The sequence below is a fragment of the Pseudarthrobacter sp. SSS035 genome, assembly GCF_023273875.1.
Taxonomy (GTDB): Bacteria; Actinomycetota; Actinomycetes; order Actinomycetales; family Micrococcaceae; genus Arthrobacter.
In genome coordinates this window covers 3,354,379-3,376,917 of record NZ_CP096882.1, presented here as the reverse complement: position 1 = coordinate 3,376,917, position 22,539 = coordinate 3,354,379, and the positions used below count along the sequence as shown (strand labels likewise).

Below are 22,539 nucleotides of genomic sequence, written 5' to 3'. Positions count from 1 at the left end.
GACCAAATGACACCGATAGCCTGGCTGCTTATTTCACTCGTCGTATTGCCTTCGTCTTATCTCATATGGGCGCTCGTCAGTTCGGACCGGAAAGCAATACTTGCCGTTCAAGGCAACCTGTCACAGGGTTTTACCCAGGAAGGCAGCGTGTCCGCGCGGCGCGCCCCGGTTCTGTTGGATCTTTCGAAAAGACTGACGCCGGCGGGCTACGAGGCCAAGCTCGACCGCTGGCTGTCCCTGGCAGGGCGACCTACCTCCATGCCGCTGGACAGGCTGGTTATTGCAAAACCATTACTAGCGCTGACGGGAGCAGCCTTCGGACTGCTCTTGTACTCCAAAGCCCCCACGCCGCAGAACATCGGTTTAGGGCTCTTCCTGGCGGCGTTCTTCTACTTCGTGCCGGACTTACTGATCTACAACAAAGGCATCAAGCGCCAAAAGGATATTGAGCAGGAGCTTCCTAACACCCTCGACCAGATGCTCATTTCGGTAGAGGCCGGGCTGGGCTTCGAAGCTGCCATGGCAAGGGCAGGCGGCTATGGGGGTGGGGCACTGGCGCAGGAACTCATGCGCACCCTGCAGGACATCCAGGTAGGACGCCCGCGCCAGGAGTCTTACGAGGCGATGGCGGCTCGTTCTTCCGTTCAGGATCTTCGTAGCTTCGTGAGAGCGGTGGTGCAGGCGGACAAGTACGGGATCGGCATAGCCAGAGTTCTGCGGACACAAGCCAAGCAAGCGAGAGTTAAGCGCCGTCAGCGCGCTGAAGAGAAGGCGATGAAATTGCCAGTCAAGGTGCTCTTTCCGCTCCTCCTCTGCATCTTCCCGGTCCTGTTCATCGTGCTCTTGGGACCGGCAGCGATAAAGATCATCGAAGCCTTCAGCTAAGACGCTCCGCGCCTTCCGGCGCCCAAATACCGGACCCCCTTGGAACCCAGAACCGAGGGGGTCCGTTTCGTGCGCCCGGGGAACCACGCATCCCTAGCTTCCCCAGAGCAAGAGCGAAGGAAAAGCGCAGGAGATGCGCAGCGAAGACAGGGTTTACGCAGGATGTTCCAAGATCCGATCAACGTTATATCAAGGGTTGTTAGCTTCGTACTAGAGCTGGTGCAGGGCCAGCCATCCGACTCGCTCAGGAGTACGAAATGCTTTCTCTTATCGCCACGCTTCAGACCCTCGGTTTCAACATTAAGAACCGCCTTAACAACGAGAAGGGCGCAACAGCCGTTGAATACGGCATCATGGTTGGCCTCATCGCCGTCGTGATCATCGTCGCTGTCAGCCTTTTGGGCACAAAACTGGATGGCCTCTTCGACCAGGTCAACACCGCCATCTAAGCCGCCAGTTCCCGGGAACAAATTGGGACTTCGGACCTGGCGACGTAACCACGCTCAAATAGTTGTGCGGCGCAGCGCAAAACTGCGCCGCACAACCTGTTTCCAAGCCCCGAAAACCGTGCAGCTCACTGGCATAGAAGAGAGGGATGCAGCGGATGCGTGAACCATCAGAGCGCGGGGCGGCCGCCGTCGAGTTCGCGATCCTGTTGCCTGTTCTCCTCATGCTGGTGTTGGGAACCATCGAATTCGGCCGAGCCTACAACGCACAGATCACCCTCACGAACGCCGCCCGCGACGGCGTCCGCGTCATGGCCATCGCCAACGACCCCGCCGGTGCGAAGACCGCAGCCAAGAACGCCGCAGCGTCCGTCAGCACAGCGATTCCGACATCCGACGTCACGCTCAGCACCACCGCATGCAGCACCGGCGCTCAGGTGACATTGACCATCAAGTACAACTTGTCCACCATCACCGGCATCGCCGGCCCGTTTCCGATGACAGGAAAAGGAGTCATGCTGTGCGGCGGCTGACCGGGGATATGCAAGCCACGGAGCGCGGCGCCATCACCGTTATCGTGGCTCTCCTCATGGTGGTCCTCCTTGGATCGGTGGCGATCGCCGTCGACGTCGGGGTGATCCACTCCGAACGCGCTCAGCTTCAGAGCGGCGCGGACGCCGCCGCCATCGGCATGGCTCAGAAGTGCGCTCGGGATGCCAGCGATCCGCTATGTTCGACGACGTCGACGCTCGCAACCAGCCTCGCGAACCTGAACGCCCTGGACAGCGTCAGCAAGGTCTACTCCATCGCCCTGGACAAAACAGCCCGAACACTGACCGTCCAGACATCGGCCAAGGAAACCGGCGGCACCGACAACTCGGTGTCCCTGTTCTTCGCAGACATCCTCGGGGTCCCCACCAAGGAGGTCGGAGCCCGGGCTTCTGCGGTTTGGGGCAGCCCCCAGGCTGGACGGACCGCCTTTCCCCTCGCCTTCTCGGTCTGCCAAGTCAAGGACCACGTGGGTGGCGCGCTGCAACTCCTCCAGGAACACGGCAACAACGCCAACGCCGACTGCAACTACGGACCATCGGGCGCCGCGGTGGCGGGCGGCTTCGGCTGGCTGACTCCCGATACCGGAAAATGCGGCGGCACCATCGACCTTGCCCTCAGTGAAGCCGGCAGCGACACCGGCAACAACGCGCCCGGTCACTGTGTCGCGGAGCTCAACCATTGGGCCAGTGAAATCACGGCAGGCAGGGAAGTCATCGTCCTGCTCCCCGTTTTCAACAAGGTAGTTGGGTCCGGCGCAGGTGCCGTCTACAGCCTGGTCTCTTTTGCCGCCTTTAAAGTGACCGGCTGGAAGTTCAGCGGAAACAAGGATCTCCCCTACGAGTTCCGCAGCGAGAAATCGACGGCTACCGGCGTCACCGCCGCCACCGAGTGCAAAGGCGACTGCCGCGGAATCATCGGCAGCTTCATAAAGTACGTCTCTCTCGCCGACGGCTATTCCCTCGGGCCAGTCGACGAATACGGCGCCACCATCGTCCGCATGACCCTCTAATCCATCCGCACCCGCCAATCCCAAACCAGGAGTACAAAGTGAAGTCTCGCCTGCTGGCAGGAACGGCTGCGATTGCGTTGGCGATTGTGGGCGCCCTTCTCATCATCTTCTACGCCCAGGGCGCCGACCAGCGAGCCATGGCCACCACCAAACCGGTGGATGTCCTGGTGGTCAAGACAGCCATTCCCGCCGGCACCCCCGTCAACGAGATGGCCGCGTCCCTGGTCATTGAGAAGGTTCCCGCGGCCGGAGTCGCCGACTCCGCGCTCAGCAGTCTGGACACCAAGGCCGGCACGGTCAGCGCCGTGGCCCTCGTCCCTGGCGAGCAGCTCCTCGCCGAACGACTCGTCGCCCCCGAAGCGGTCAAGTCCGAGGGTTCCGTGAAAGTACCGTCCGGCTTCCAGGAGGTCTCCTTCGAAGTGGAGCCAAAAAGGGTGGTGGGCGGACGGATCGACGTCGGCGACCACGTGGGTTTCTTCCTCTCGTTCGACAACGGAGCCTTCAAAGCCAAACCCGAAGACGCGACCAGCCAGTTGACTGTTCGCAAGGTCCTGGTGACCGCTGTCCAGCGCGCACCGCAGACCACCCCCGCCGAAAAGCCGGCGGAAGGCGAACCCAACCCCCAGGACACCACCCTCCCGGAGGGCTCGCTCATGCTCACCGTCGCGGTCAACGACGTCGACGCCGGGAAGATCGTTTTCGCCTCCGAGTTCGGCCGCATCTGGCTCACCAAGGAACCCCTCGACGCCCAGGACAACGGACCCCGCATCGAGCGCAAGGAAGTGGTGTACAAATGAGCCGCTTCGTCCTCCTCTCCCCCAACACCGATTTCGACCACAAACTCCGCCAGGCCGTGGCGAACGGGCTCCGCGGCTCGGTCCAGACCATCGCCTCGGACATCCTTCCCGCCGGCCCACAGGAGCTCTTCGCCCTCCTCAACCAGGAACAGCCCGAGGTCCTCATCATCGGGCCGGACGTCTCCCCGGACGAGGCCCTGCGCTTCGCAAAGGTCTTCGACGTCCAGCTGCCCGGCCTCAGCATTGTGCTGGTCAGCGACGCCGATCCCGCCGTCCTCCTGCACGCCATGCGGGCCGGGATCCGGGACATCCTGAGCCCCGGAGCGGATGCCGCCGAGATCCGCGTCCTCCTGGAGCGTGCGTGCCAATCCTTCGCTACTCGGAACCGGACCTTCGACGCGCCGCAGGCGGAAAACGGTGGCAAGGGACTCGTCGTCGGCATCTTCTCGCCCAAGGGCGGCGTCGGCAAGACCACCCTCGCCACCAACATCGCCATCGGCCTGGGCCAGATCGCCCCCATGAGCGTGGTCATCGTGGACCTGGACCTCCAGTTCGGCGACGTCGCCTCCGGCCTCTACCTCAATCCCGAGCACACCGTCACCGACGCGGTCAGCCCTGCCGCGGCCCAGGACTCCTTGGTCCTCAAGGCGTTCCTGACCGTCCACCCGGCCGGGATCTACGCCCTGTGCGCGCCGGCGACACCGGTGGACGCGGACCACATCACGCCCGAGCAGATCACACATCTGTTGGACCAACTGGCACGGGAATTCCAGTACGTGGTCCTGGACACCGCGCCCGGCCTCCCCGAGATCGGCATCGCGGCCCTGGAACAGTGCACCGATGTGGTGTGGGTCAGCGCCATGGACATCCCCAGCCTCCGCGGCCTGAGGTCCGGGCTGGAAGTCCTCCGCCAGCTCGAGATAGCGCCCGAGTCCCGGCACGTGGTCCTGAATATGGCCGACGCCAAATCCGGCCTGACGGTCCAGGACGTGGAGTCCACCATCGGCGCACCCGTGGATGTCAGTATTCCCCGTTCCCGCGCCGTGGCCCTGTCCACCAACCGGGGTATCCCCGTCCTCCAGGAATCCAAGAAGGATCCCGCCGTCAAAAGCCTCAAACAGCTGGTTGAGCGTTTCAACCCCGTCTGGCGGACCCAGGCCCAACGCAAGCTGCACCGAAGGGTGGTCATCTAGTGAAACTCTCCGAACGGATCCAAACTGTCCAGGACAGGAACCAGGCCGCCCACCCGGCGGTCGCCCTGCACCCTGCCGGTGCAAGTACGACGGCGGGACGCACCACTGTGCCCCAACGCACCGCGAGTGCAGCGCGAGTTGCGGAAACCGCCGGAACACAACCTCCCGCCGTCGTACATTCGCATGCCGGTTCACCGGACCTGGCTCTCCAGGCACCCAAGGCGCAGCCGGTGGATGTCTTTGCCGCGATGAAACTCCGTGCCGCGAGCGCCCTCTTTGAACGCATGGGCGCACGGTTCAACGACGCCACAGTGACCGAGCAGGAGCTGCGGAGCACCGCGAAGGAAGAACTCACCCTGATCATCGACGCGGAACAGGTACCCCTGTCCGCGGAGGAGCGCATCCGGCTGGTCCGCGACGTCGCCGACGACGTCCTGGGTTACGGCCCGCTGCAGCGGTTGCTGGACGATCCGGCCGTCACGGAAATCATGGTCAACCGGATGGACCAGATCTACGTGGAGCGCAAGGGCAAGCTCACCCTGACCGAATCGCGCTTCAGCTCCGAAGAACACCTGCGCAAGGTGATTGAGCGCATCGTGTCCAAGGTCGGGCGCCGGATCGATGAGTCCTCGCCACTGGTGGATGCCCGGCTCGAAGACGGTTCCCGCGTCAACGCCGTCATCCCGCCCCTGTCCGTGGGCGGATCATCCCTGACCATCCGAAAGTTCAGCAAAGTCCCCCTGACAGTCCGCAACCTGATCGACTTCGGCACGCTGACCCCGGAGATGGCCGAACTGCTGGACGCCTGCGTGAAGGCCAAGCTGAACATCATCGTCTCCGGCGGCACCGGCACCGGCAAGACCACGCTGCTCAACGTGCTGTCCTCCTTCCTTCCGGCAGACGAACGGATCGTCACCATCGAGGACGCCGTGGAGCTGCAGATCCAGCAGCAGCACGTGGTCCGGCTGGAAAGCCGTCCTCCGAACACTGAAGGCAAAGGCGAGGTGACCATCCGCGAACTCCTCCGGAACTCGTTGCGTATGCGCCCCGACCGCATTGTGGTGGGCGAGGTCCGAGGCGGCGAATCCTTGGACATGCTGCAGGCCATGAACACCGGCCACGACGGTTCCCTTTCCACCGTGCACTCCAACTCGCCGCGTGACGCCGTTGCCCGCCTGGAAACCCTGGTGCTGATGGCCGGCATGGACCTGCCGCTGCGTGCCATCCGGGAACAGATCGCGTCCGCCGTAAACTTGATCGTCCAGATTTCACGGCTGCGGGACGGGACGCGCCGTATCACCCATGTCACCGAAGTCCAGGGCATGGAAGGGGACATTGTGACCCTGCAGGACGCGTTCGTTTTCGATTACTCCGCCGGGATGGACGCCCATGGCCGGTTTCTTGGCAAACCCGTGGCCACCGGCATCAGGCCACGCTTCATCGACCGATTTGAAGACCTCGGCATCCACGTGTCCCCTGCGGTCTTTGCCGGCTCTCTCTCCCCGGTTATGAAATGACAGCTCTTTACATTGGGGTCGCCGTCCTGCTCGTGGCTGTCAGCCTCCTCGGCATCGCAGTACTGGCCCCCGGGGCCCCCGAGGTGCCGATGGACCGCCGTCGTCCGTTCGAATCAAGCCCGCCCACCACGTTGACGCGCTTCGCAGCGTCCGCTGTGACCTCCTTCGAACGGATGCTGGGAGGACGCAACGTCCAGCTCTTCTCGCGTGCCCAGCTGGAAAACGCCGGTCTCCGGCTGAGCCAGTCCGAATTCTTCATCCTGGTGGCGGCCGGCATGTGTGTGGGGTTCCTGGTTGGCATTGTCACCGTGGGGCCGCTCGTGGGGCTCCTGCTGGCAATCCTTTCTCCTTTCGTGGGGAACATGGTCCTGGGGTACCTAGCCGGGAAACGGCGGGCCAAGTTTGATACCCAGCTCGTCGATACGCTTCAGCTCCTCTCGGGAGGTTTGCGCGCCGGCCACAGCATTCTTCGTGCGATCGATGCTGCCGCGGCGGAATCCCAGAAGCCCACGTCGGAGGAGATGCGCCGTGTGATCACCGAGACGAGCCTGGGCCGCGACCTCCTGGCAGCACTCAATGACACGGCACTCCGGATGAAGAACGAGGACTTCGTCTGGGTTTCTCAGGCCATCCAGATCAACCGCGAAGTGGGCGGAAACCTCGCTGAGGTGCTGGACCAGGTGAACGAAACCATCCGCGAGCGCAGCGAGATCAAGGGCCAGATCAAGGCGTTGGCCGCGGAAGGCAAGTTCTCCGCCTACATTCTTATTGCCATGCCGTTCGGAATTGTGGCCATGCTGCTTTCGGTCAGCCCGAACTATATGAATTCAATGTTCAGCCATCCTCTGGGGTGGGCCATGATCGGCGCGTCGTTTGTCCTGATGACCATCGGGTCGTTGTGGATGCGCAAGATCATCGACCTGAAGTTCTGAGGACATGATGAACCCCCTGATTCTCCTTTCCGTGGTCCTGGTCTGCGTTCCCGTGGCTGGCTTGACTTGGGCCCTTTTGACCGCAGATCAGAAAGGTCGCGTGGCTACCGCGGAGCTATTGAGCCGAGGCGCGGCCCTGTCCGGAGTTGTGGGGCCGCCCAGGACCAGCTTGCTCGAATCCATCGGACGCCGTCTGACCCCGCCAGCGTATGTGGCGTTCCTGGACAGACTGCTTTCGCTCGCTGGCAGGCCGCTCTCCATGCCCTTGGGAAAAGTCCTGGGCTCGAAGCTGGCCATCGGCCTGGCGGGTGCCTCGCTTGGGATCTACCTGAGCGCCGTCGGCAGTACGCCCATGATGAAACTCGCAGGCATCTTCCTGCTGTTCCTCGGCTATTTCATCCCAGACCTAATGCTCTATAGCAAAGGCACGGAGCGCCAGAAGGCCATGCAGCTGGAACTGGCCAACACCCTGGACCAGATGCTGATCTCAGTGGAGGCCGGCCTTGGCTTCGAAGGGGCGATGGCCCGCGCCGGCGAAAACGGCAAGGGCCCGCTGTCCGACGAACTGGTCCGCACCCTGCAGGACATGCAGGTGGGCCGCAGCCGCCGCGAGTCATATCAGGCCCTGGCCGAGCGGACCAGCATCCCGGAACTGCGGAGCTTCGTCCAGGCGGTGGTCCAGGCCGACACCTACGGCATCGCCATCGGCCGGGTCCTGCGGATCCAGGCCAAGGTCATGCGGGTGAAACGCCGCCAGCGGGCCGAAGAAAAGGCCATGAAACTTCCCGTCATGATCCTTTTTCCGCTGCTGTTCTTTATCTTTCCCGTGCTGTTCATCGCCATTCTGGGTCCAGCTGTTGTCAACACGGTGATCAGTTTCAGCGGCCAATGACGGCGGATACTCAAAGTCAAGGATCACTCAAGGTTTCCACAGGATAGACCGAAAACGGACTCGGAAGTAACTACAGGAAGTAGCCTTGAAGCATGGATAGTCCACCACTCACCTCCAGCAGCGGGGGTGTCCCTGCCGAATTGTCAACGGCGGGGACTGCTGCGGGCGTGGGCGCTGGCGTGCAGCAGGCCGGCAATGACGCCGTGCGCTGGGTCGAACCGGACATCCTGGCGGAGCTGGAAGCAGAGCTGGACGGCCCCGAACTTGCCCTTGGATTCGCCCGCGACTACGCGTCTTTGTGGGACCAGCGTTTCAGCCGGCTGGCGGCAGCGGTCCACACCGAGGATCGCCCCATTGCCTTGGACACTGTCATCAGCCTGCGGATCGCATCAGCCATGGTGGGCGGGATCCGTTTGTCAGTCCTGGCTCAAGCACTGGAGGATGCCATCCGGCGCAGCGACTTCGTCCAAGGCCAGGCACTGCTGGCAACCCTGGCCGAGCACGGAATGCGTACAGTCTCAGAGCTCCAAGCGAACTACATCCTGAAAAACGACTAGCCCTTCAGTGACCAGCCCCCGGCCAGCCGTTCAGGTCAGTCCTGTTCGGTGCGAGCCGGTAGCCCACTCCCCGCACGGTCTGAAGCCAGCGCGGTGACAGCGGATCCTCCCGCAGCTTGCGGCGCAGGTTCCCGACGTGGACTTCCACGGCCCGCTCGTCAGCCTCACTGATATAGGCATCCGGCTCATAAAGGTCACCGCGGACTGCTCGCACCAGATCGGACCGCGTACACACCGCACCCTCGCAGCTGAGCAAAGTATGCAGGAGGTCGAACTCGCTGCGCGTGAGCCCGAGGTTGACCTCACCAATCACCACCGTGCGGGTCCGGTAATTCAGAATGAGCCCGTTGTGCTGGAGAACTCCCGCGTGGGTGAAGGTTGCCGGCGCGGCCGGTGGTGAAGCCCATGCAGCCGCCTCGGGTGGACTGGTGACCTCATGGCGGGGCCTGCGCATCATTGCCGCCACCCTGGCCCGGAGTTCACGCGGCCGAAAGGGCTTGGCAATGTAGTCGTCCGCCCCGGCGTTCAGGGCCGAGAGCAGATCCGGCTCCTCGGTCCGGCCGGTCAGCATCACAACGTAGGCATCACTGAAATTCCTGATCCGCCGCAGGACCTCAAACCCGTCGATGTCCGGAAGGCCGATGTCCAGCGTGACCACCTGGGCCTTGTTATGTCGCACCACCTCAACGCCCTCCCGCCCTTCGGCGGCGGTATGGACCTCAAAGCCTGCCTGGCGCAACACTCCTTCGAGGAGGTTCCGCACATCGGCGTCGTCTTCAATTACTACTGCAACCCCAAGATCTTCCATATCAGTCCCCGTTGCCAGGTGGAAGAGGCCCCCATCAGCCCAGCGCCAATCCCTCATCCACTCCAACTCTCTATACGGTACAAGTATGAACGGCGGATAACACGCCTTCTAGAGATTAGTTTTGGAAAGTCAATTACCATGACAACACATGCATATCCGGATTCTGAAGATAGACCGCGTCAGCCTTCAGATATTCGGCTGCATCAATTCATTGGGGACGGAATGGGGGCCGTCACGAAAGTTGGAGATCCCCTATGGCTATGCGTCCCTCGCCCCGGGGTGTGGCACTCTATTTCAGGAAGCTCGGCCCCCGCACCCAGGTGGCCCTGTGCCAGCTTCCGCTGTCGCTCATTGTCGTCGTCCTCGGCGTGATGACACCCTTCACCTGGCCATCCCTGCTGGTCAGTCCGCTTTACATGGCAGCAATCGCCCTTCATCTCATTCTTTTCGTGGCCTGTTTCCTCACTCCCTGGGAGCGCCTGCCCCATAGCTCGTACTTGGTAATTCCGGTTCTTGACCTGCTCGCGATCGCGCTGCTGCGCATCGGTGCCGCGCCCCTTCTCCCGGGCCTGGCAATTCTGGTCGTATTTCCGGTCATTTAGCTGGCCGCTTCCGGGATCATGGTCCGCACAAGCCTCGTTCTGAGCGGTCTGGGACCGCTCCTGATCGTGCTCCCCACAACGGCCGGAAAATTCCCCAACCTCACGGCGTCGGACATTACCGCACTCATTCTTTTCCGGCTTGTCATGCTGGCTGTTTCGCTCGCAATCCGATTCGCCAGCGTCAACATGCGCGTCCCGCAGCGAGAGCTGCAGGCCATGGGCCAGGAACTGCGGGAGCTGCTCGCCGCGAGCCGGGAACGCGAGGAACTCCTGATGACCATCCTCGACGCCACCGACGTCGGCATTGTTGCCGGCGATTCGAACGGTGACCAGCTGCTGGCCAACAACATGATGCGGCGTTGGCAACAGACCGCCGCACCGGCCGGCGTCGCGCCTGCCGACCACAGCGAACAGCGGGTCTTCGCCCAGGACAAAGTGACTCCCCTGCCACCGGACAAACGTCCCCTTCGGCGGGCCATCGAGGGAGAATCGTTCGCCGACTATCTCGTCTGGATCGGTGATGTCCCGCAGCAGCGTGCGGTGTCCACCGCCGCCAGGCCGATAACGGACGACGGCGGCCGCCTCACCGGAGCGGTGGTCGTCTACAGCGAGGTGACGGGGCTCGTTGAAGCCATGGCCGCGAACGAGGAACTGGTTTCGAACGTCTCCCACGAATTCCGGTCGCCGCTGAATTCCATCCTGGGCAACATCGACCTGGTGCTCGAGGACAGCGACGGGCTCTCCACCCTCACGGTCCAGCGGCTGGACGTGGTGCAGCGCAGCTCCGAACGGCTGCTTGCCCTGGTCTCGGGCCTGACGCTTGAGGCGTCCGCCCGAAACGTACCGACATTTCCGGCCTGGTGGAGACCACCATCGGCTCAGCCCAGGCACACGCAGAACGGTCAGCCGTAGCCCTGGTGGCCGATGTGCCCTCACCGCTCTGGGCCTACGCCGACCCGCTGCGGATCGGCCAGGCACTGGACAACCTCGTGTCGAACGCCATCAAGTACTCCCTCGACGGCGGCACTGTGACCATCAGCGCAGCCGGCACCGAGGACTGGGTCAAGCTTGTTGTCCGGGACACCGGGATGGGCTTGGCACCGGAGGATGCGGCCAAGGTTTTCAGCCGGTTCTTCCGCGCCGAGTCGGCCCGGGACGCGGCCATTCCCGGCGCCGGGCTGGGCCTTTCCATCACCAAGACCATCCTGGAACGCCACGGCGGTGCCATCGCGTGCGCCAGTGCCCTGGGTGGCGGCAGCACATTCACCATGACCCTGCCCGTCGAAACCGGTGGTCGAGCCTGGCCTCGGTGATTGAGCCTGTCGAAATCCCGGTGGTCAAGCCTGGCCTCGGTGATTGAGCCTGTCGAAAATCCCGGTGGTTGAGCCCGTCGAAAGCCCCGCCCCGGTGATTAAGCCCGTCGAAACCGAGCAGTTTTCCACATAGGTATTCTCCGGCCCGCGCCGGCTCAGAATGCGGTGCAGAATCGCTACATGCCATTCGCGTACATGCTCCGATGCTCAGACAGCTCCTACTATGTGGGCAGCACGGTGAATATGGAAATGCGCTTCGCGCAACATCAATCGGGTGAAGGTGCCGCCTACACGCGCCGACGTAGGCCTGTGGAGCTCGTTTGGATTGAAGAGTTCAGCCGTGTTGATCAGGCTTTTGCGCGGGAGAGGCAGGTTCAGGGTTGGAGCCGTGCCAAAAGGGAAGCCCTTGTAAGCGGGCGATACAGCGACTTGCCGGGACTATCGGCCGCTCCGGGAAAGCGAACGATTCCGTAGGATTTCGACAGGCTCAATCACCGGGCTCGGTTTCGACGGGCTCAATCACCGGGGCGGGGGTTTCGGCAGGCTCAACCACCGAGCTACTTGCGGACTGCCCTCGTCAGCTCCGCGCGGGCCAGCATCTCGTCGTCTGACGGGTACGCCACTTCTTCAAGGACCAGCGGGTGCGGGGCAGCCAGGACGGACTTGGCGTCGCGCTTCTTCGCCAGCAGGCGATCATGCAGCCACCCCGGCTCCTCGATGCCCTCCCCCACGAACAAGGCCGAGCCAACCAGGGAGCGCACCATGTTGTGGCAGAAGGCGTCGGCCTGAACGGTGGCCACAATAACGCCGTCCTCCCCGCGGTGGAACTCGAACCGCTGCAGCTCACGGACGGTGGTGGCACCCTCCCGCGGCTTGCAGTAGGACAGGAAGTTCTGCAGACCCAGCAGCTGCCCGGCTCCGGCGTTCAGCAGGTCCACGTCCAGGGGGCTTTGGTGCCAGAGCGTGAAGTACCGTTCGAGTGGATCCCAAAGGGCAGGACCGTCAGCGATGCGGTAGCTGTACCGCCGCCAGAGAGCCGAGAACCTGGCATCGAACCCCACGGGTGCCAAGGAAACCAGGTGAACTTCGATGGACCCGGTCAGGTCGCCCAGCCCCCGGCTGAGGGCGCCACGGATCCGCCGCAAAAGCGCGACGGCGGGATCCAGTTCGTGCCCGCGCGGCAGCTTCAGCCACTCGGCCTCGGTCAGGTCCAGGTGGACCACCTGGCCGCGGGCGTGCACGCCGGCGTCGGTACGTCCCGCCACGGTCACCCGGATGGGTCGGCGGATCAACAGCGCCAGCGCCTCTTCCAGGATGCCCTGGACAGTGCGCAAGCCCGGCTGCACGGCCCACCCGTTGAACGGGCCGCCGTCGTACGATAAATCAAGCCGGACACGCAAAAACCCGCCGCCCCCCAAAACGGGGGCAGCGGGTTTTTGGTCGTTCATAGACATAAGTCTACTGGAGCGTCAGAGACTGATTACTCAGCTTCGACGGCCTGCGCAGCTTCGCCACCGGCAGGCACGAAGCCTGCGGCTGCGGCGGACTCTGCAGAGTCGAACCAGACTTCAGCAGTCGTGGCGTCGTACCAGCGTGAGCCGGGAACGTGGTACTTCATGGAGTCCTCGTTGCCCTTGACCTCGAAGCCCTCAGGGGCGACGTTGTCAGCCGTAGCAGGCTTGGAGCCGGCGTACTTGGCTTCAGCAGCTTCGGTCTCGGCAGCTTCAACCGGAGCTTCTTCAGCAACCGGAGCAGCCTTGGCGGCAGCCTGGGTAGCCTCGGCCACAACGGCCTGCTTGGCGGAAACCGGCTCGAGAACCAGTTCGATGACAGCCATGGGAGCGTTGTCGCCCTTGCGGTTGCCGATCTTGGTGATGCGGGTGTAGCCGCCGTCGCGGTTCTCCACTGCCTGTGCAATGTCGGTGAACAGCTCGTGGACGATGCCCTTGTTGCTGATCAGGCCGAGTACACGGCGGCGGGAAGCCAGGTCGCCACGCTTGGCGAAAGTCACCAGACGCTCGGCGTACGGCTTCAGTCGCTTGGCCTTGGTCACCGTGGTGGTGATCCGCTTGTGCTCGAACAGTGCGGCGGACAGGTTCGCGAGCATAAGACGCTCGTGAGCCGCTCCGCCTCCGAGGCGCGGACCCTTAGCGGGGGTAGGCATAATAGTTTCTCCTCATATGGAAGCCAGTGGGCTGCGCACACCGTGGTGCATCCAGCCAGCCGGCCAAGATCTGTTTGTTAGAGTTCGTCGTCGCCGAAGGCGGCGTCGTCCTCTTCAATTGCTGCGGCGCGTGCTGCGAGGTCAAAACCGGGAGGCGAGTCCTTGAGGGACAGGCCCAGTTCAACCAGCTTTGCCTTGACCTCGTCAATGGACTTCGCACCGAAGTTACGGATGTCCATGAGGTCAGCCTCGGAGCGTGCAACGAGTTCACCCACGGTGTGGATGCCCTCACGCTTGAGGCAGTTGTAGGAACGGACGGTGAGGTCCAGATCCTCGATCGGCAGTGCCATGTCTGCTGCCAGGGCAGCATCCGTCGGCGACGGGCCAATCTCGATACCTTCAGCTGCGGTGTTCAGCTCGCGGGCCAGACCGAAGAGTTCCACCAGGGTGGTACCTGCGGAAGCAACAGCATCGCGCGGGGCGATGGCCTGCTTGGTCTCGACGTCGACAATAAGCTTGTCGAAGTCGGTGCGCTGCTCAACACGGGTTGCTTCCACGCGGAAAGTAACCTTCAGGACCGGCGAGTAGATCGAGTCGACCGGGATACGGCCGATCTCGGAGTCGCCGGACTTGTTCTGAGCTGCCGAAACGTAGCCGCGGCCGCGCTCGATGGTCAGTTCGAGTTCGAACTTGCCCTTCGAGTTCAGCGTGGCAATGTGCAGATCCGGGTTGTGGAATTCGACGCCGGCCGGCGGAGCGATGTCCGCGGCGGTGACGACTCCGGGGCCCTGCTTGCGCAGGTAAGCCACAACCGGCTCGTCGTGCTCGGAGGAAACCGACAGGCTCTTGATGTTCAGGATGATCTCAGTGACATCTTCCTTGACACCCGGAACCGTGGTGAACTCGTGCAGTACGCCATCGATCCGGATGCTGGTTACAGCGGCACCGGGGATGGAGGAGAGCAGGGTACGGCGGAGTGAGTTTCCGAGGGTGTAGCCGAAGCCGGGTTCCAGCGGTTCAATGATGAAACGCGAGCGGTTATCGGAGACTACCTCTTCGGAGAGGGTGGGGCGCTGTGCAATGAGCACTTAGGTTTCCTTTCGGCGAGCATCCGCTATATGACGCAACACAGGTGGTGGAAATTCGGTCTGAAGACTTAACGCGGCTGGGCTTGCCCGGACCATTGACGGTCCGGGCAAGCTCAAGCTGCTGGAAAAGCCTTAGACGCGGCGGCGCTTCGGCGGACGGCAGCCGTTGTGCGCTGCGGGGGTGACGTCCTGGATGGAGCCAACCTCCAGGCCAGCGGCCTGCAGCGAGCGGATTGCGGTCTCGCGTCCTGAACCCGGTCCCTTGACGAAAACGTCAACCTTGCGCATGCCGTGCTCCTGCGCACGCTTGGCAGCAGCTTCGGCAGCCATCTGGGCTGCGAACGGGGTGGACTTGCGTGAGCCCTTGAAGCCAACCTCACCTGAGGAAGCCCAAGAGATAACAGCGCCGTTCGGGTCCGTGATGGACACGATGGTGTTGTTAAAAGTGCTCTTGATGTGCGCCTGGCCCAGCGCGATATTCTTTTTGTCCTTCTTACGCGGCTTGCGAACCGCGCCACGAGTCTTCGGGGGCATTTTTTCTCCTACAGAAAGTTATTGGGGGAAGACGAGTCAATCCCGAGGGATTTAACGAGCCTTCTTCTTGCCTGCAACGGTGCGCTTCGGACCCTTACGGGTACGTGCGTTCGTCTTCGTACGCTGTCCGCGCACTGGCAGGCCCTTGCGGTGGCGAATACCTTCGTAGCTGCCGATTTCAACCTTGCGGCGGATATCAGCTGCTACTTCGCGGCGAAGGTCACCCTCAACCTTGTAGTTGCCTTCAATGTAGTCACGAAGCTCTACCAGCTGGGCATCGGTGAGGTCCTTAACGCGGACGTCAGCGCTGATGCCAGTGGCAGCCAGGGTTTCGTGTGCACGGGTCTTGCCCACGCCGTAGATGTAAGTAAGCGCAATTTCCAACCGCTTTTCGCGGGGAATGTCTACGCCAGCGAGACGAGCCATAGAGGCAGTGCTCCTTGAATAAACCGGAGGTCGTAGGCAGTACACCCGCACGTTCTGTGCGGCCCCAGCCTCCGACCGGGGGTTAGCTGTCCGGGCTCATACGTCCCAGTTCAGCTTGTGCTGCCTTTTATTTACTTGCGTGGGTTAGCAACCCAGGATTTCCCTCAAGAGGGAAATTAGCCCTGGCGCTGCTTGTGGCGCGGGTTCTCGCAGATCACCATGACCCGGCCATTACGGCGGATCACTTTGCACTTTTCGCAGATCTGCTTGACGCTCGGCTTGACCTTCATGGCATTCCTTTGCGTGTGGCAGTTGGTCAACTGGAGCAGCCGTCAGCTCATGCTGAGGCCGCCCAGAATTTACTTGTAGCGGTAGACGATACGACCCCGAGTGAGGTCATAAGGGCTCAGTTCCACCACTACCCGGTCCTCAGGGAGAATCCTGATGTAGTGCTGGCGCATCTTGCCTGAGATGTGCGCGAGTACGATGTGCTTGTTGGTCAGCTCAACGCGAAACATCGCGTTAGGCAGCGCCTCAGTCACAACGCCTTCGATCTCAATGACCCCGTCCTTCTTGGCCATACCCTCCGCTAACTGTTGTTGCCGCAGCCCTGCCGGATTGCACCGGACATGACCACGAACGTTTTTGTTGGATCGGTTATCGCCTCCGGCCCCAAACAGGGCACAGCTGGGCAGACAACCAACAAACCACTTTACTGTAAGTGGGTAGAAAGTCCAAACTAAATATGAAAGTACACACCCTACCCGGAAATTGGACTTCCCGAAATCCCATCCAGGATCGCCAAACGTACGACGTCGGCTGCCGCACTCTGCAGGGTAATGAGACTCACCTGCCGGGCAGTTTCAGTACTCCGGTCCAGTGCCACGTCACCGGTGGCAAGGCAGAACACAGTATCCCCGTCAGCCAACGTGTGAGAAGGGTTCAGCGCCCGAGCCAAGCCAGCATGCGCAGCAGAAGCAGTCCGATAGCACTCGGCGGGGTCCAGCACGGCGTTCGTCGCCACAACAACGAGTGTCGTGTTGAGTCCTTGTGGTTCCGGCGCCGCCGGCGCTGCAACCCTCGGCGTGCTCGCTCGTTCCTCGCTTAGACGCACGCTGCCGGGTCCCAGCCCCGTCTGCTCGGGCCCAGTCTCAGCGGCCGCGTCTCCCACGGCAAATGGCAGACCCAAGGCGTTCACGATGGCCAGCGCGCCGACAATGACTCCGCTGTCCAGCGTGACCGAAGCCGTACCCACCCCACCTTTGAACTGTCCGCGTCCGATTATTGCTCCGGTGCCGGCGCCCACAGTGCCGCGTCCGACGTCGTGCCCGTTCGTTTCGGCAGCAGCGGCAACGGTGGCCGCGTAGCCCATGTCCGCCGTCGGGCGCGCTGAGAAGTCGCCTCCCCGGCCGAGGTCGAAGATCGCGGCGGCGGGAACGATCGGCACCACTCCCCCGGTGACGGCGAAGCCCCGGCCGTTCTCTTCGCACCAGCGCTGTGCACCGTGGGCCGAGACGAGCCCGTAGGCGCTGCCGCCGGTGAGGACCACCGCGTCCACCGTGGACACCAGCGTGGTGGGGTCCAGCGCGTCAGTCTCATGCGTGCCCGGGCCACCGCCACGGACGTCCACCGACCCGACAGTGCCCCGCGGCGGCAGCACCACGGTGACTCCCGTCAGCCAGCCGTCGCCGGTCTTCTGCTCATGGCCAACCCTGATCCCAGGCACATCCGTGATTGCTCCCATGGCTCCATTCTGCCCTGCGTTCACCGGCAGACTGTGGGCTCCATCACCGGGGAAACGAAACGTTCCGTGAACGGGCTTCGAAGCCTGGGACAACAATTCGCTGGGCGGCCGCATCTGGTCCGGTCCGGCATCGACTATGTGATGGAGTGATCTCAAATCCGTTCCACAGCCCTGCCATCACAGGCCTCCCGATTGAGATCCATGACACCACAGCTCACCGCCAAGCCGGGCAGTTCCCCGGCGCAGTCGGCCACCGGCAGGGCAAAAGACCAGGCCGGCGCCCTGCTCCGGAAGCGCAATCGCTGGTCGCGCCGGAAACGCCAGGACTTTTTCGTCTTCCTCGCGCTGGCCCTGCCGAACCTGCTGCTCATCGCGGTCTTCACCTACGTCCCGCTGTTCAACAACCTCTACTACTCCACGCTGAACTGGACGCTCGGCTCGGCGTCCGCCACCGTCGTCGGGCTGGATAACTACGTCACGTTCTTCACCAGCGCGGACGCCGGCCGCGTCCTTGGCACCACTGCCGTATTCACTGCCGCAACCGTGGGCGGCTCCATGGTGCTGGGCCTGCTGGTGGCGCTGGCCCTGAACTCGAAGGTCCGCGGCACCACCTTTGCCCGGTCTGCCGTCTTCGCACCGTATGTACTGTCCGGGGTTGGCGTTGGCCTGGTGTGGCTGTTCATCTTTGATCCCGGCTACGGCGTGCTCGCGTGGATCCTGCGGGGCCTCGGGCAGCAGAGCCCGCAGTGGATCAACGATCCGGAGCTCTCCCTGGTGATGGTCATCATCGTGTACGTGTGGAAGAACCTGGGCTACTGCGCGGTGGTGTTCCTGGCCGGGCTGCAGTCCCTGCCGCAGGACGTGATGGAGGCGGCGTCGCTGGACGGTGCCAGCGGTTTCCGGCGCTTCGTCAGCATGTCGCTGCCGCTGCTCTCCCCCACCACGTTCTTCCTGCTGATCACCACCATGCTCAGCTCGCTCCAGGCCTTCGACCTCATCCGGATCATGACGCCCCTGGGCAGCGGCACCAGCACCCTCATCTACGAGGCGTACCTCCAAGCCTTCGGCGCCTACAACCGCGCCGGCTATTCCGCCGCCATCTCGGTGGTCCTGTTTGTCATTCTGCTGGTCATTACAGTGCTGCAGCTGCGGTTCGTCGAAAAGAAGGTGCACTACTCGTGAACGCTCCCGCCGTCGTCCTTCCGGACCCTTCAACGTCCGACGCCGTCCCTCGCCGCGAGCGGCCGTTCTCCCGTGCCAACCTGGCCAGGACCGTCGCTGCCGGGTATGCGCCGCTGGCCGTCGCCGTCCTGGTGGTCTTCCTGCCGCTGCTGTGGATGGTGCTGAGCTCGTTCAAACAGCCCGGCGAAATCGTCACCCTGGATCTGCAGGTGCTCCCGGCAGCCCTGGACCCGGAGAACTATCGGGTGGCCATGACCACGGTCCCGTTCGGTCAGTTCTTCCTGAACAGCACCATCGTTACCGTGGTGGGCGGCGGCATCAAAGTGATCCTTGCCCTGCTGACCGCGTATGCCCTGGTGTTTGTGCGCTTTCCGTTCAAGAACCTGATCTTCGTCCTGATCCTCGTGGCCCTGATGGTTCCCGCGCAGGTGTCCATCCTGCCGAACTACATCCTGATCGCCGGAATGGGCGGGAAGAACACCCTGTGGGGCATCATCCTGCCTGGCCTGGGCACTGCCTTCGGCACGTTCCTGCTGCGCCAGCACTTCCTCACCCTGCCCGGGTCCATCCTGGAATCGGCAGAGATCGACGGCGCCGGCCACTGGCGGCGGCTGTGGCAGATCGTGGTGCCGGTGTCCGTTCCCTCGATCGCCACGGTTGCCCTGGTCACCGTGGTCAGCGAATGGAACGAGTACATCTGGCCGCTGATCATCACGGACAAACCCGAAAGCATGACCCTTCCAGTCGGCCTGACCCTGCTGCAGAACTCCGAGAGCAACGGCGCAGGCTGGGGAATCATGATGGCCGGCGCCGTCCTCGTGATCGTCCCCATCCTGGTCATCTTCGCCATGCTCCAGCGCTACATCGTCGCGGGCCTGACCCAGGGCAGCGTGACGGGCTAGCCTCCGGCGAGCACCGCCGTCGGGCCTTACCGGCGGGCACTGCTGGCGGGCATCCAAACCATCCATCCACCGCATCCAGCACCACCGAGGCACACAACGAAAGGCAGCACCATGTCCTTTACCCTTGATCGACGGTTCTTCCTCACCCTGGCCGGCGCCGGGGCAGGCGCCGCAGCTCTCTCCGCCTGCGGCGGCCCGTCAACAACACCCGGAGCCGCGGCGACAACCGCTGCCAGCATCGACTTCAGCAGCGTCAAGCCGGCCGCCTCCATCGACTTCTGGTCCAACCACCCGGGCAAGTCACAGGACGTGGAAAAGAGCATCATCGAGAAGTTCCACGCCAGGTACCCGGACATCAAGGTGAACCTGGTGACGGCCGGCGCCAACTACGAGGAAATCGCCCAGAAGTTCCAGACCGCCCAGGCCGCCAAGTCAGGCCTGCCGTCCCTGGTGGTCCTCTCCGACGTCTGGTGGTTCCGCTACTACCTGAACGAGAGCATCATCCCGCTCGACTCCCTGGTCAAGCAGCTGGACGTCAAGCTGGACGACTTCCGCACCTCACTGGTGGACGACTATAAGTACGACGGCAAGCAGTGGGCACTCCCCTACGGCCGGTCCACACCCCTGTTCTACTACAACAAGGACCACTTCGCCGCAGCCGGCCTGCCGGACCGCGCCCCCGCCACCTGGCAGGAATTCGCCGGCTGGGCCCCCAAGCTCAAGGCAGCTTCCGGCGCACAGTACGCGTTTATGCACCCCGCCCTGGCCGGGTACGCAGGCTGGACCCTGCAGAACAACCTGTGGGGCGAAGGCGGCGGCTGGTCCAAGGAATGGGACATCACCTGTGATTCAGCCGAGTCCGTGGCGGCACTGCAGGCGGCCCAGGATTCCGTGTACAAGGACGCTTGGGCCGGCGTTTCCTCCAAGGAATCCGCCGACGACTTTGCCGCCGGCCTCGCCTCGGCCACGTTGTCTTCGACGGGGTCACTGATCGGCATCCTGAAGTCCGCCAAGTTCAACGTGGGCGTCGGCTTCATGCCGGGCGGCTCAAAGGTCACCACAGGGGTGTGCCCCACCGGCGGCGCCGGCCTGGGCATCCCCAGCGGTGTCACCAAGGAAGAGCAGCTGGCAGCAGCGATGTTCCTGCAGTTCATGACCGAGCCGGAGAACACTGCAGCGTTCTCGGCCGCGACCGGCTACATGCCCACACGCACGTCCGCCGACATGACCGCCGTGCTCGCCAAGACGCCGCAGATCAAGATCGCCATGGACCAGCTGGCCGTGACCAAGGTCCAGGACAACGCCCGTGCGTTCCTCCCCGGCGCCGACCAGGAGATGGCCAAAGCTGCCGCCAAGATCCTGACGCAGGAGGCCGACGTGAAGTCCACCATGACCGAGCTGAAGGCCACGCTCGAGGGAATCTACACCAAGGACGTCAAGCCCAAGCTCAAGGCCTGACCCTCCCACCCGGATTTCGACAGGCTCAATCACCGGTCCGTCTGGTGGTTGAGCGTGTCGAAACCTACGGGATCGGGACGGGTACGACGCCGAGCGGCACCAGCTGCTCCGCTCCGCCGTCGGGGGCTGAGAGTACCCAGATCCCCTTTTCGTGGACGGCAACCGAGTGCTCCCATTGGCAGGAGCGCTTGCCGTCGGTGGTCACCACTGTCCAGTCATCCTCCAGCACGGCGGTGTCGATGCTGCCGCGGACCAGCATGGGCTCGATCGCCAGGCACAGTCCGGGCTTGATCTTGGGACCGCGGTGGCTGGTGCGGTAGTTCAGGACATCCGGGGCCATGTGCATCTCGGAGCCGATACCGTGGCCCACGTAGTCCTCCAGGATGCCCAGCGGCTTGCCCGGCACGGACGAGACGTAGTCGTCGATGGCTGCGCCGACGTCGCCCACATGGCTTCCCGTGGCCAAGGCGGCGATGCCGCGCCACATGGCTGCCTGGGTGACGTCGGAAAGCCGCTGGTCCTCGGGGTCGGCCTGGCCCACGATGACGGTCCGTGCAGAATCGGAATGCCAGCCGTCAACAATCGCGCCGCCGTCGATCGAGATGATGTCGCCGTCCTTGAGGACCTTGCCGCCGGGGATGCCGTGCACCACTTCCTCGTTCACGGAGGTGCAGATGGTGGCGGGAAAGCCGTGGTAGCCGAGGAAGTTCGACTTGGCACCGGCCTCGTTCAGCACTGCGGCGAAGACGTCGTCCAGCTGCTTGGTGGTAACGCCTGGAGCGGCTGCGGCCACCGCTGCGTCCAGCGCACGGTTCAGCACCAGCCCGGCGTCGCGCATGATGCGCATCTGGGCGTTGGTCTTGTATTCGATACGGGGCTGGCCGAAGGCCATGGTGTGTCCTCTCAATGGCTGAGGCTCCTCCCGGATGCCGGGAGGAGCCTCGGAAAAGCATGTTGCGGGGCTTAGGCGGCCTGGGCTGCCTTGATGGCCTGCATCACGCGGTCGGTGACCTCGTCGATGCCGCCGATGCCGTCAACCTGGGTCAGGATGCCGCGTTCGGCGTACTTGGCCACAACGGCCTCGGTCTGCTCGTGGTAGAGGTCAAGGCGGTGGCGGATCACGGCTTCGTTGTCGTCGCTCCGGCCGGTTTCCTTGGCACGGCCCAACAGGCGCGAGACGAGTTCCTCGTCGTCGGCCGTGAGCTGCAGGACGACGTCGAGCTTTTCTTCGCTGTTCGCGAGGATCCCGTCCAGGTAGTCCACCTGCGCGGTGGTGCGCGGGTAGCCATCCAGGAGGAAGCCGTTTTCGACGTCGGACTCGCTGAGGCGGTCGCGGACCATCTTGTTGGTGACGCTGTCCGGAACGAAGTCCCCTGCGTCCATGTACTTCTTGGCCTCGATGCCAAGAGGAGTTTCGCCCTTCACGTTGGCGCGGAAGATATCACCGGTGGAAATCGCCACGACGCCGAGGCGCTCGGAAATACGTTCCGCTTGCGTTCCTTTTCCGGAACCGGGGGGTCCAATAATCAACATTTTCG

The 22,539-nt window shown here is 63.2% G+C and carries 28 protein-coding genes; 17 read left to right on the top strand and 11 right to left on the bottom strand.

Annotated elements, in window-relative coordinates; all coding sequences use genetic code 11:
* The first annotated feature begins 6 nt into the window (after nucleotides 1-6).
* From MUN23_RS15670 to MUN23_RS15625, 10 genes are all read left to right on the top strand, one after another.
* A complete protein-coding gene (locus MUN23_RS15670; RefSeq protein ID WP_248759596.1) occupies nucleotides 7-885 on the top strand; it encodes a type II secretion system F family protein in 879 nt (292 codons plus the stop codon).
* A gap of 257 nt (nucleotides 886-1,142) precedes the next feature.
* A complete protein-coding gene (locus MUN23_RS15665; RefSeq protein ID WP_248759595.1) occupies nucleotides 1,143-1,334 on the top strand; it encodes a Flp family type IVb pilin in 192 nt (63 codons plus the stop codon).
* A gap of 155 nt (nucleotides 1,335-1,489) precedes the next feature.
* Nucleotides 1,490-1,864, top strand: coding sequence for a TadE/TadG family type IV pilus assembly protein (locus tag MUN23_RS15660; RefSeq protein ID WP_248759594.1), 375 nt, complete (start codon nucleotides 1,490-1,492; stop codon nucleotides 1,862-1,864).
* Nucleotides 1,852-2,892, top strand: coding sequence for a TadE/TadG family type IV pilus assembly protein (locus MUN23_RS15655; protein WP_248759593.1), 1,041 nt, complete (start codon nucleotides 1,852-1,854; stop codon nucleotides 2,890-2,892). Before MUN23_RS15660 ends, MUN23_RS15655 begins: the two co-directional genes overlap by 13 nt.
* Nucleotides 2,893-2,930: 38 nt before the next feature.
* Nucleotides 2,931-3,689 (top strand): Flp pilus assembly protein CpaB, encoded by a 759-nt coding sequence (locus tag MUN23_RS15650; RefSeq protein WP_248759592.1) that lies wholly within the window; start codon nucleotides 2,931-2,933, stop codon nucleotides 3,687-3,689.
* Complete coding sequence (locus MUN23_RS15645; protein ID WP_248759591.1) at nucleotides 3,686-4,882, top strand: AAA family ATPase; 1,197 nt, start codon at nucleotides 3,686-3,688, stop codon at nucleotides 4,880-4,882. The genes MUN23_RS15650 and MUN23_RS15645 overlap by 4 nt, the downstream gene beginning before the upstream one ends.
* Nucleotides 4,882-6,399: a CpaF family protein gene (locus tag MUN23_RS15640; RefSeq protein ID WP_248759589.1), complete on the top strand. Its 1,518-nt coding sequence runs from the start codon at nucleotides 4,882-4,884 to the stop codon at nucleotides 6,397-6,399. The genes MUN23_RS15645 and MUN23_RS15640 overlap by 1 nt, the downstream gene beginning before the upstream one ends.
* Nucleotides 6,396-7,331 (top strand): type II secretion system F family protein, encoded by a 936-nt coding sequence (locus MUN23_RS15635; protein WP_248759587.1) that lies wholly within the window; start codon nucleotides 6,396-6,398, stop codon nucleotides 7,329-7,331. The genes MUN23_RS15640 and MUN23_RS15635 overlap by 4 nt, the downstream gene beginning before the upstream one ends.
* A 7-nt stretch (nucleotides 7,332-7,338) precedes the next feature.
* Nucleotides 7,339-8,223, top strand: coding sequence for a type II secretion system F family protein (locus tag MUN23_RS15630; RefSeq protein ID WP_248764102.1), 885 nt, complete (start codon nucleotides 7,339-7,341; stop codon nucleotides 8,221-8,223).
* A gap of 92 nt (nucleotides 8,224-8,315) precedes the next feature.
* Entirely contained in the window at nucleotides 8,316-8,780 is a 465-nt protein-coding gene (locus tag MUN23_RS15625) for an Hpt domain-containing protein (RefSeq protein ID WP_248759586.1), read from the top strand.
* 4 nt (nucleotides 8,781-8,784) lie between these two features.
* Here the strand turns inward: MUN23_RS15625 and MUN23_RS15620 are convergent, their stop codons facing one another.
* Nucleotides 8,785-9,588 carry a response regulator transcription factor gene (locus tag MUN23_RS15620; RefSeq protein ID WP_248759585.1) on the bottom strand — a complete coding sequence of 268 codons (804 nt, stop codon included), beginning with the start codon at nucleotides 9,586-9,588 and terminating at the stop codon, nucleotides 8,785-8,787.
* Between the two features lie 281 nt (nucleotides 9,589-9,869).
* Between MUN23_RS15620 and MUN23_RS15615 the strand changes: the two genes are divergently transcribed.
* From MUN23_RS15615 to MUN23_RS15600, 4 genes are all read left to right on the top strand, one after another.
* Nucleotides 9,870-10,190 (top strand): hypothetical protein, encoded by a 321-nt coding sequence (locus MUN23_RS15615; RefSeq protein WP_248759584.1) that lies wholly within the window; start codon nucleotides 9,870-9,872, stop codon nucleotides 10,188-10,190.
* A gap of 18 nt (nucleotides 10,191-10,208) precedes the next feature.
* Nucleotides 10,209-11,102 (top strand): histidine kinase dimerization/phospho-acceptor domain-containing protein, encoded by an 894-nt coding sequence (locus MUN23_RS15610; RefSeq protein ID WP_248759583.1) that lies wholly within the window; start codon nucleotides 10,209-10,211, stop codon nucleotides 11,100-11,102.
* Nucleotides 11,051-11,503, top strand: coding sequence for a cell wall metabolism sensor histidine kinase WalK (locus tag MUN23_RS15605; protein ID WP_248759582.1), 453 nt, complete (start codon nucleotides 11,051-11,053; stop codon nucleotides 11,501-11,503). The genes MUN23_RS15610 and MUN23_RS15605 overlap by 52 nt, the downstream gene beginning before the upstream one ends.
* Nucleotides 11,504-11,683: 180 nt before the next feature.
* Nucleotides 11,684-11,977, top strand: coding sequence for a GIY-YIG nuclease family protein (locus MUN23_RS15600; protein WP_371875921.1), 294 nt, complete (start codon nucleotides 11,684-11,686; stop codon nucleotides 11,975-11,977).
* Between the two features lie 83 nt (nucleotides 11,978-12,060).
* On the opposite strand, the gene MUN23_RS15595 is transcribed toward MUN23_RS15600, so the two are convergent.
* The 8 genes from MUN23_RS15595 to MUN23_RS15560 form a co-directional block, all read right to left on the bottom strand.
* Nucleotides 12,061-12,951 (bottom strand): tRNA pseudouridine(38-40) synthase TruA, encoded by an 891-nt coding sequence (locus MUN23_RS15595; RefSeq protein ID WP_248759581.1) that lies wholly within the window; start codon nucleotides 12,949-12,951, stop codon nucleotides 12,061-12,063.
* Nucleotides 12,952-12,983: 32 nt separating this feature from the next.
* A complete protein-coding gene (gene rplQ, locus MUN23_RS15590) occupies nucleotides 12,984-13,667 on the bottom strand; it encodes a 50S ribosomal protein L17 (protein ID WP_056344328.1) in 684 nt (227 codons plus the stop codon).
* A 77-nt stretch (nucleotides 13,668-13,744) separates the two neighbouring features.
* Entirely contained in the window at nucleotides 13,745-14,755 is a 1,011-nt protein-coding gene (locus tag MUN23_RS15585) for a DNA-directed RNA polymerase subunit alpha (protein ID WP_056344331.1), read from the bottom strand.
* 132 nt (nucleotides 14,756-14,887) lie between these two features.
* Nucleotides 14,888-15,289 carry a 30S ribosomal protein S11 gene (gene rpsK, locus MUN23_RS15580; RefSeq protein WP_018769149.1) on the bottom strand — a complete coding sequence of 134 codons (402 nt, stop codon included), beginning with the start codon at nucleotides 15,287-15,289 and terminating at the stop codon, nucleotides 14,888-14,890.
* Between the two features lie 51 nt (nucleotides 15,290-15,340).
* Nucleotides 15,341-15,715: a 30S ribosomal protein S13 gene (gene rpsM, locus MUN23_RS15575; RefSeq protein WP_028275004.1), complete on the bottom strand. Its 375-nt coding sequence runs from the start codon at nucleotides 15,713-15,715 to the stop codon at nucleotides 15,341-15,343.
* Between the two features lie 176 nt (nucleotides 15,716-15,891).
* Nucleotides 15,892-16,005 carry a 50S ribosomal protein L36 gene (gene rpmJ, locus MUN23_RS15570; RefSeq protein WP_009358722.1) on the bottom strand — a complete coding sequence of 38 codons (114 nt, stop codon included), beginning with the start codon at nucleotides 16,003-16,005 and terminating at the stop codon, nucleotides 15,892-15,894.
* Between the two features lie 69 nt (nucleotides 16,006-16,074).
* Complete coding sequence (infA, locus tag MUN23_RS15565; RefSeq protein ID WP_009358723.1) at nucleotides 16,075-16,296, bottom strand: translation initiation factor IF-1; 222 nt, start codon at nucleotides 16,294-16,296, stop codon at nucleotides 16,075-16,077.
* A 179-nt stretch (nucleotides 16,297-16,475) separates the two neighbouring features.
* The gene (locus MUN23_RS15560) at nucleotides 16,476-17,459 is read right to left on the bottom strand and encodes a P1 family peptidase (RefSeq protein ID WP_248759579.1); all 984 of its coding nucleotides are present in this window, start codon (nucleotides 17,457-17,459) and stop codon (nucleotides 16,476-16,478) included.
* Nucleotides 17,460-17,660: 201 nt separating this feature from the next.
* On the opposite strand from MUN23_RS15560, the gene MUN23_RS15555 reads away from it, so the two are divergent.
* The 3 genes from MUN23_RS15555 (at nucleotide 17,661) to MUN23_RS15545 (ending at nucleotide 21,001) form a co-directional block, all read left to right on the top strand.
* Nucleotides 17,661-18,641 carry a carbohydrate ABC transporter permease gene (locus tag MUN23_RS15555; protein ID WP_248759577.1) on the top strand — a complete coding sequence of 327 codons (981 nt, stop codon included), beginning with the start codon at nucleotides 17,661-17,663 and terminating at the stop codon, nucleotides 18,639-18,641.
* Entirely contained in the window at nucleotides 18,638-19,543 is a 906-nt protein-coding gene (locus MUN23_RS15550) for a carbohydrate ABC transporter permease (protein ID WP_371875920.1), read from the top strand. Before MUN23_RS15555 ends, MUN23_RS15550 begins: the two co-directional genes overlap by 4 nt.
* Nucleotides 19,544-19,654: 111 nt before the next feature.
* Nucleotides 19,655-21,001 carry an ABC transporter substrate-binding protein gene (locus tag MUN23_RS15545; protein WP_248759576.1) on the top strand — a complete coding sequence of 449 codons (1,347 nt, stop codon included), beginning with the start codon at nucleotides 19,655-19,657 and terminating at the stop codon, nucleotides 20,999-21,001.
* 64 nt (nucleotides 21,002-21,065) lie between these two features.
* Here the strand turns inward: MUN23_RS15545 and map are convergent, their stop codons facing one another.
* A complete protein-coding gene (map, locus tag MUN23_RS15540; RefSeq protein WP_248764099.1) occupies nucleotides 21,066-21,893 on the bottom strand; it encodes a type I methionyl aminopeptidase in 828 nt (275 codons plus the stop codon).
* A gap of 71 nt (nucleotides 21,894-21,964) precedes the next feature.
* Nucleotides 21,965-22,534 carry an adenylate kinase gene (locus tag MUN23_RS15535; RefSeq protein WP_181037244.1) on the bottom strand — a complete coding sequence of 190 codons (570 nt, stop codon included), beginning with the start codon at nucleotides 22,532-22,534 and terminating at the stop codon, nucleotides 21,965-21,967.
* Between the last annotated feature and the right edge of the window lie 5 nt (nucleotides 22,535-22,539).

Bases quoted from the DNA above. Each gene is read 5' to 3' on its own strand.
- rpmJ (WP_009358722.1), bottom strand. From the start codon at position 16,005: ATGAAGGTCAAGCCGAGCGTCAAGCAGATCTGCGAAAAGTGCAAAGTG.
- MUN23_RS15630 (WP_248764102.1), top strand. From the start codon at position 7,339: ATGAACCCCCTGATTCTCCTTTCCGTGGTCCTGGTCTGCGTTCCCGTG.
- MUN23_RS15545 (WP_248759576.1), top strand. From the start codon at position 19,655: ATGTCCTTTACCCTTGATCGACGGTTCTTCCTCACCCTGGCCGGCGCC.
- rpsM (WP_028275004.1), bottom strand. From the start codon at position 15,715: ATGGCTCGTCTCGCTGGCGTAGACATTCCCCGCGAAAAGCGGTTGGAA.
- MUN23_RS15595 (WP_248759581.1), bottom strand. From the start codon at position 12,951: ATGAACGACCAAAAACCCGCTGCCCCCGTTTTGGGGGGCGGCGGGTTT.
- MUN23_RS15560 (WP_248759579.1), bottom strand. From the start codon at position 17,459: ATGGGAGCAATCACGGATGTGCCTGGGATCAGGGTTGGCCATGAGCAG.
- MUN23_RS15600 (WP_371875921.1), top strand. From the start codon at position 11,684: ATGCCATTCGCGTACATGCTCCGATGCTCAGACAGCTCCTACTATGTG.
- MUN23_RS15555 (WP_248759577.1), top strand. From the start codon at position 17,661: ATGACACCACAGCTCACCGCCAAGCCGGGCAGTTCCCCGGCGCAGTCG.
- MUN23_RS15645 (WP_248759591.1), top strand. From the start codon at position 3,686: ATGAGCCGCTTCGTCCTCCTCTCCCCCAACACCGATTTCGACCACAAA.
- MUN23_RS15610 (WP_248759583.1), top strand. From the start codon at position 10,209: ATGGTCCGCACAAGCCTCGTTCTGAGCGGTCTGGGACCGCTCCTGATC.
- MUN23_RS15620 (WP_248759585.1), bottom strand. From the start codon at position 9,588: ATGGAAGATCTTGGGGTTGCAGTAGTAATTGAAGACGACGCCGATGTG.
- rpsK (WP_018769149.1), bottom strand. From the start codon at position 15,289: ATGCCCCCGAAGACTCGTGGCGCGGTTCGCAAGCCGCGTAAGAAGGAC.
- rplQ (WP_056344328.1), bottom strand. From the start codon at position 13,667: ATGCCTACCCCCGCTAAGGGTCCGCGCCTCGGAGGCGGAGCGGCTCAC.
- MUN23_RS15665 (WP_248759595.1), top strand. From the start codon at position 1,143: ATGCTTTCTCTTATCGCCACGCTTCAGACCCTCGGTTTCAACATTAAG.
- MUN23_RS15635 (WP_248759587.1), top strand. From the start codon at position 6,396: ATGACAGCTCTTTACATTGGGGTCGCCGTCCTGCTCGTGGCTGTCAGC.
- MUN23_RS15535 (WP_181037244.1), bottom strand. From the start codon at position 22,534: ATGTTGATTATTGGACCCCCCGGTTCCGGAAAAGGAACGCAAGCGGAA.
- MUN23_RS15660 (WP_248759594.1), top strand. From the start codon at position 1,490: ATGCGTGAACCATCAGAGCGCGGGGCGGCCGCCGTCGAGTTCGCGATC.
- map (WP_248764099.1), bottom strand. From the start codon at position 21,893: ATGGCCTTCGGCCAGCCCCGTATCGAATACAAGACCAACGCCCAGATG.
- MUN23_RS15625 (WP_248759586.1), top strand. From the start codon at position 8,316: ATGGATAGTCCACCACTCACCTCCAGCAGCGGGGGTGTCCCTGCCGAA.
- infA (WP_009358723.1), bottom strand. From the start codon at position 16,296: ATGGCCAAGAAGGACGGGGTCATTGAGATCGAAGGCGTTGTGACTGAG.
- MUN23_RS15670 (WP_248759596.1), top strand. From the start codon at position 7: ATGACACCGATAGCCTGGCTGCTTATTTCACTCGTCGTATTGCCTTCG.